Consider the following 6578-nt stretch of genomic DNA (forward strand, 5'->3'; position numbering starts at 1 on the left):
AGGAGACAACACGACATGGCTACGGTCACCTACGACAAGGCCACCCGGGTCTACCCGGGAGCCGAAGTCCCCGCCGTCGACCAGCTCGACATCCAGATCGCGGACGGCGAGTTCCTCGTCCTGGTCGGCCCCTCCGGCTGCGGCAAGTCCACGTCGCTGCGGATGCTCGCCGGCCTGGAGGACGTGAACGGCGGGTCCATCCACATCGGTGACCGCGACGTCACCCACCTGCCGCCCAAGGACCGGGACATCGCCATGGTGTTCCAGAACTACGCGCTCTACCCGCACATGACCGTCGCCCAGAACATGGGCTTCGCGCTCAAGATCGCCGGGGTCAACAAGGCGGACATCCGCAAGAAGGTCGAGGAGGCCGCGAAGATCCTCGACCTCACCGAGTACCTCGACCGCAAGCCCAAGGCGCTCTCCGGCGGCCAGCGGCAGCGCGTCGCCATGGGCCGGGCGATCGTCCGCGAGCCGCAGGTCTTCCTCATGGACGAGCCGCTGTCGAACCTCGACGCCAAGCTCCGCGTCCAGACCCGCACCCAGATCGCCGGACTCCAGCGCCGGCTGGGCGTCACCACCGTCTACGTCACCCACGACCAGGTCGAGGCCATGACCATGGGCGACCGGGTGGCGGTCCTCAAGGACGGCATCCTCCAGCAGATCGACACCCCGCGGAACATGTACGACAAGCCCGCCAACCTCTTCGTCGCGGGCTTCATCGGCTCCCCCGCGATGAACCTGGTGGAGGTTCCCATCACCGACGGCGGCGTGAAGTTCGGCAACAGCGTCGTCCCCGTCGAGCGGACCGCCCTCACCGGCGCGCAGAACAAGGGCGACGCCACCGTGGTGGTCGGCTGCCGCCCCGAGCACTTCGCCATCGTCGACGGCGACAGCACCGCCGACGGCGCCACGCTGGAGAAGGCGGACGAGAAGCAGGCCCACGGCCTCGCCGTCACGGTCAACGTGGTCGAGGAGACCGGCGCCGACGCGTACGTCTACGGCACCGCCGAGTTCGGTGGCACGGTGAAGGACCTCGTCATCCGCGTCGACAGCCGCCACGTCCCGGCCAAGGGCGCCACGCTCAACGTGGTCCCCCGCCCCGGCGAGACCCACGTCTTCGCGACCGGCTCCGGCGAGCGGCTCAGCGACTGAGCTGAGCGGCCGGGCCACCGACCGGGTCGTGCTCCCGCCCGCGCGGCGGGGGCACGACCCCCCGGACGTCAACCCCCGAATCGAATTTCCCGGCTTCCGTCACCCGTGAGGGTGGCGAAATGTCACCAAATCACTACCCCTCGCTACGATCGGGCACGCCCGTCATCGTTCGTGCGAGGAAGGCTCCAGTGAATCAGGCACTCCGTCACATCGGCAGAAGTCTCGCCATCGCCCTCCCGGTCGTCCTGGTCCTGTCCGGGACGCTGGCCGTCACCCGCGTCCAGTGGGTCGCGGCCCCGTCCGAGGTCCAGATGCTCACCGCGGCAGCGGAGCAGGAGCAGCAGGAGCCACAGGATGTGCTCCGGGACCGGCTGGTCACCACGCTCCGCCAGGAGGACCCGAGCGTCGCGCTGACCGAGCTCCAGGAAGCCGTCGACCGCGAGCCGTCCCTGGCGCCGCACTGCGCCGAGATCGCCCACGCCCTCGGGGTGGCCGCCGTCGAGAAGTACGGCAGCGCCCAGCGCGCCCAGGAGCACTCCCGGCCGGTCTGTGACACCTCGTTCGCCGCCGGCGTCGCGGAGGTCGCGGAGGCCCGCTGACGCCGCATAGGCTGCGGCCATGACCGACGCCCCGCTGCCCACACAGGCCGTCGTCCTGGCCGGAGGCCAGGGCTCGCGGCTGCGGCCGTACACCGACGACCGGCCGAAGCCCATGGTGGAGATTCCCGGCACCGGAATCCCGATCATCGGCCACCAGTTGACCTGGCTCGCCGCCGAGGGCGTCACCGATGCCGTCATCTCGTGCGGGCACCTCGCCGAGGTGCTCCAGGAGTGGCTGGACGGGGCGGAGCTGCCGCTGCGGGTCACCACCGTGGTGGAGAGCGAGCCCCTCGGCCGCGGCGGCGGCCTCAAGTACGCCGCCGCCGCGCTGCCACGTCCCGACGAGCCGTGGTTCGCCACCAACGGCGATGTCTGGACCCGTTTCTCACTGCGCGAGATGGCCGCGTTCCACGCCGAGCGCGACGCCCTGGCGACGCTCGCCCTGGCCCGGCCGCGCATCCCGTGGGGCGCGGTGGAGACCGACGAGTTCGGCCACGTCCTCGACTTCATCGAGGCACCGCCGTCGCCGTACCTCATCAACGCGGGCGTCTACGTCTTCGCCGCCGAGTTCACCAAGCTGCTTCCTGACCTCGGCGACCACGAGCGGACCACGTTCCCCCGGCTCGCCAGGGAACGGCGGCTGGCCGGCTTCCCGTTGCCGCAGGGCGCGTACTGGCGGGCGATCGACACGGCGAAGGACCTCCGCGAAGCGGCCCGCGAACTGCTGCGCTGACAGCCACCGCCCGCCCGCCGCGACGACGACGCACCGCCCGGCACTTCGCCGGCCGGTGCGTCAGGTACGTCAGGCGGCGCCACCGCCCGCCGCCGCTCCTCCCCCACCACCGCACGCGTCAGGACGGCCGTCCGACCGACGACGGTCCCGGGCTCCGGCGCGTTCACCGTGCGGCCCCCCGCTCCGGGGACGAAGCGCCCCGGAGCACGACGCCCCAACGGAAACGACCGGCGCCACGGGAGACCCGTGGCGCCGGTCACGTTCAGGTGCCGAGGACGGCGCCTAACCGAGCAGCCCGCCGATGGGGTCGAGGCTGCTCCCGTCACCCCCCTCCTCGGTGGGCGACTCCTCGACGGGCTCGCCCGCGTCACCGGCCCCGGTCGGGGGCGCCGCGGGCTCCTCCTCGGGAACCGACTCCTCGGGCGCCGACGGCTGCTCCGGCACCGGCACCGTCTGCTCGGTCGGCGGGGCCTGCTGCTGCGGCCCGTCGGTCGCCGCGCCCGAGGAGGCGCCCTGACCGGTGTCCGGCTCGGTCTCGCCGACCGTCTCCTCGGTCTCCTCCGGCTCCTCGGCGGTGGACTCCTCCTCGTCCCGCTCGTCGGTGTCCGCATCGTCCGCCGCCTCGTCCTCGGGCAGCGGCTGGCCCGGCCGGTGGTTGCGCGGCGGCTCGCCGGGCTCGGGAACGGTGACGAACTGCGAGGACCGCACCGCGCTGCCCAGCAGCGAGCCGACCAGCAGCGCGCAGCCGAGCAGCAGCGTCGCGACCACCGCACCCCGGCGCAGCACGCGGCGGCGCAGCTCGGGCAGCGGAGCGCGCGGCCCGAGCCGGCGCCACGCCTCGCCCGCGAGCCGCGCGTCCAGCGAGTAGACGGGGGCACCCGCGATGAGCAGCGGCGACCAGGCGGCGGCGAGGATGACGTCGGGGGTGTCGTACGCCGGGCCGTTGCCCCAGCTCACGGTGGTCAGCAGGGCCAGGGACAGCAGCGCGCCGAGCCCGGCGGCCAGGCGCTGCCACAGGCCGAAGATGGTCAGCACGCCGACGATGATCTGGGTGAAGGCCACGGTGAGCCCGGCGCCGACCGGGTGCGACAGCGCCCAGTCGTGGAGCGGGGCCGCGACGCTCCACGGCTGGAGGGAGTCGAGCCAGGAGTAGAGCGAGCCGCGCTCGCCGCCGTCGAAGTAGACGGGATCGGTCAGCTTGCCCATGCCGGCGTAGATCGCGACGAAGCCGAGCAGGACGCGCAGCGGCAGCAGCACCAGGCCCAGGCTCAGGTGCCGGCCCGGGTGGTACGCCTGGCGGCCGTCGGCGGCCCGGGGCCGCTCCTCCGGCCGCTCGTCCGCCGGCTCCTCGTCCCGCGGCGCGGGCGCGACCGCGGGCAGCATCCGGGTGGTCTCGGAGGCCCCCGGCGAGCGCGGCGCGACGACCGGGAGCGGGCCGGTCCCCGCGCCGACGCGCGGGAGGACCTGCGTGGCGAGCGCGTCGGCGGCCGGTGCGCCGTGCCCGGCCCCGCGCACCGCGTCCAGCAGCATGGTCGCGCCCGGGTCGCCCGGCGCGCTCCGCCCGCTCCAGACGAGCGGGCGGCGGCGCGCGGCGGCGGGGACCCGGGTCAGGGTGGCGGTGTCGCTGACCGCGATGCTCACCGGCGGCGGGGTGGCGAGCTGCACCCGGAAACTCGCGTGGTTCACGATGACCTGGGCGGGATCACACGGCACCTTGACCGTGCTCAACACCGGCTCGTCGATCGAGAGGCCGCGGGGTGTCTTGGTGTCCACACTCATCTAACCGAGTGACGCAGGTTTAAGACACTGCCTTGACCCCAAAGACTGTCCGCGACCCGTCAAGCACGCCCTCCGCCGCCCGGCGACGGGCCGGTTCAGGAACGGCGGCGCGCCGCCTCGTACAGCACGATCCCGGCGGCCACACCCGCGTTGAGCGACTCGGCGCCGCCCGGCATCGGGATGCGGACCCGCAGGTCGCACGTCTCGCCCACGAGCCGCGACAGGCCCTTGCCCTCGCTGCCGATGACGATGACCACCGGCCCGGCCAGCGCGTCCAGGTCGGCCAGGTCCATGTCGCCGTCGGCGTCGAGGCCCACGACCATCAGACCGGCCTTCTGGTAGCTCTGAAGGGCGCGCGTCAGGTTGGTCGCGCGGGCCACGGGGGTGTGCGCCGCCGTCCCGGCCGACGTCTTCCACGCGCCCGCCGTCATCCCGGCCGCCCGGCGCTCCGGCACGACCACGCCGTGCCCGCCGAAGGCGGCGGCCGACCGGACGACGGCGCCGAGGTTACGGGGGTCGGTGACGCCGTCGAGCGCGACGATCAGCGGGTCCTGCCCGGCCTCGGCCGCGTCGGCGGCCAGGTCGTCGGGGTGCGCGTACTCGTAGGGCGGGACTTGGAGCGCCAGACCCTGGTGGTTGAGGCCGTTGGTGATCCGGTCCAGCTCGCCCCGGGGCGCCTCGACCAGGTGCACGTCGCCCCGGTCCACCGCCAGCTTGACGGCCTCGGTGACGCGCTCGTCGGTGTCGAGGAACTGCTGCACGTACAGCGTCCGCGCCGGGACGCCCGCGCGCAGGGCCTCGTACACCGGGTTGCGGCCGACGACCAGCTCGGACGGCGCCTTCCCGCCCCGGCCCTGGCCTCCGGACCGGCCGCGACCGGCCTGCTCCTTGCGCGCCTTGGCCTGGGCCGCGCGCTGCTTGGGGTGGCCCTTGCGCATCTCGGCGGGCGGGGTGGGGCCCTTGCCCTTCAGGGCACGGCGGCTCTGGCCACCGCTGCCGATCTGGGGGCCCTTCTTCTGGGACGTGCGACGGTTGGGACGCGCGCTGTTGCCTGGCATGGGGTTCCTTGGTTCCTTCTCGCCGCTAGCCGATTTCCCAGCGCGGACCGTTGGGGGTGTCCTCGATCACCAGGCCGGCGGACTGGAGGTCGTCGCGGATGGCGTCCGCGGTCGCGTAGTCCTTGCGCTCCCGGGCGGCCTGGCGCTGCGTCAGCACGAGCCGGACCAGGGTGTCCACGACACCGGTCAGCTCGTCACCGCGCCCGCCCGCGGCGGCCCAGGAGGCGTCGAGCGGGTCGAGGCCGAGCACGCCGAGCATCGCCCGGACCTGGGCGGCCAGCGCCGCGACCGACTCCTTGTCGCCCTCGGCGAGCGCCGCGTTGCCCTGCCGGACCGTGGTGTGCACGGCGGCCAGCGCCTGCGGCACGCCCAGGTCCTCGTCCATGGCGGCGGCGAAGTCGTCCGGCACGCCCGGCGCGGGCACGATCTCGCCGAGCTGCTCGGTGGCGCGCTGGAGGAAGCCCTCGACACGGCCGAAGCCGGCCTCGGCCTCGGCCAGCGCCTCCTCGCTGTACTCGATGGTGGAGCGGTAGTGCGGGGTGCCCAGGTAGTACCGCAGCACGATGGGGCGCCAGCGGGTGACCATCTCGGAGACCAGCACCGAGTTCCCCAGCGACTTGCTCATCTTCTCGCCGCTCATGGTCACCCAGGCGTTGTGCACCCAGAAACGGGCGAACTCGTCGCCCGCCGCCCGGGACTGGGCGATCTCGTTCTCGTGGTGCGGGAAGATCAGGTCGATGCCGCCGCCGTGGATGTCGAACGCCGGGCCGAGGTACTTGTGCGCCATGGCCGAGCACTCCAGGTGCCAGCCGGGCCGGCCGTGGCCCCAGGGCGTCTCCCAGCTCGGCTCGCCCGGCTTGGCCGCCTTCCACAGGGCGAAGTCGCGCGGGTCGCGCTTGCCGGTCTCGCCCTCGCCCTCGGGCTGGAGGAGGTGGTCGAGGTCCTGGTTGGACAGGCGCAGATAGCCGGGGAAGCTGCGCACGTCGAAGTACACGTTCCCGTCGGACGGGTAGGCGTGGCCCCGGCCGATGAGGGTGCGCATCAGCTCGATCATCTCGGGCACGTGCCCGGTGGCGCGCGGCTCGTAGTCGGGCGGCAGGCAGCCCAGCACCGTGTAGGCGGCGTCGAACGCGCGCTCGTTCTCGTAGCCGATGGACCACCAGGGGCGGTGCTGCTCGGCGCTCTTGACGATGATCTTGTCGTCGATGTCCGTGACGTTCCTGATGAACGTCACCTCGAACCCGCGGTAGGCGA

General features: G+C 73.3%; 6 protein-coding genes. 3 read left to right on the forward strand and 3 right to left on the reverse strand.

All coding sequences use genetic code 11. The annotated features are described in order from the left end of the window. Positions 1-15: 15 nt before the first annotated feature. The 3 genes from BN2279_RS03270 (at position 16) to BN2279_RS03280 (ending at position 2487) form a co-directional block, all read left to right on the forward strand. A complete protein-coding gene (locus tag BN2279_RS03270) occupies positions 16-1155 on the forward strand; it encodes an ABC transporter ATP-binding protein (protein ID WP_059006222.1) in 1140 nt (379 codons plus the stop codon). A gap of 188 nt (positions 1156-1343) precedes the next feature. After that, positions 1344-1754, forward strand: a complete 411-nt coding sequence (locus tag BN2279_RS03275; RefSeq protein ID WP_059006224.1) for a hypothetical protein — start codon at positions 1344-1346, stop codon at positions 1752-1754. 19 nt (positions 1755-1773) lie between these two features. Continuing rightward, positions 1774-2487 (forward strand): nucleotidyltransferase family protein, encoded by a 714-nt coding sequence (locus BN2279_RS03280; RefSeq protein WP_059006226.1) that lies wholly within the window; start codon positions 1774-1776, stop codon positions 2485-2487. A gap of 282 nt (positions 2488-2769) precedes the next feature. On the opposite strand, the gene BN2279_RS03285 is transcribed toward BN2279_RS03280, so the two are convergent. From BN2279_RS03285 to cysS, 3 genes are all read right to left on the reverse strand, one after another. Then, positions 2770-4266, reverse strand: a complete 1497-nt coding sequence (locus tag BN2279_RS03285; RefSeq protein ID WP_059006228.1) for a DoxX family membrane protein — start codon at positions 4264-4266, stop codon at positions 2770-2772. 95 nt (positions 4267-4361) lie between these two features. Further along, positions 4362-5324, reverse strand: coding sequence for a 23S rRNA (guanosine(2251)-2'-O)-methyltransferase RlmB (gene rlmB, locus BN2279_RS03290; protein ID WP_059006230.1), 963 nt, complete (start codon positions 5322-5324; stop codon positions 4362-4364). 25 nt (positions 5325-5349) lie between these two features. After that, positions 5350-6578, reverse strand: a 1229-nt coding sequence (gene cysS, locus BN2279_RS03295) for a cysteine--tRNA ligase (protein WP_059006232.1), incomplete at its 5' end; no start/stop codon positions are given.

The sequence above is a fragment of the Streptomyces specialis genome, assembly GCF_001493375.1.
Lineage (GTDB): Bacteria > Actinomycetota > Actinomycetes > Streptomycetales > Streptomycetaceae > Streptomyces > Streptomyces specialis.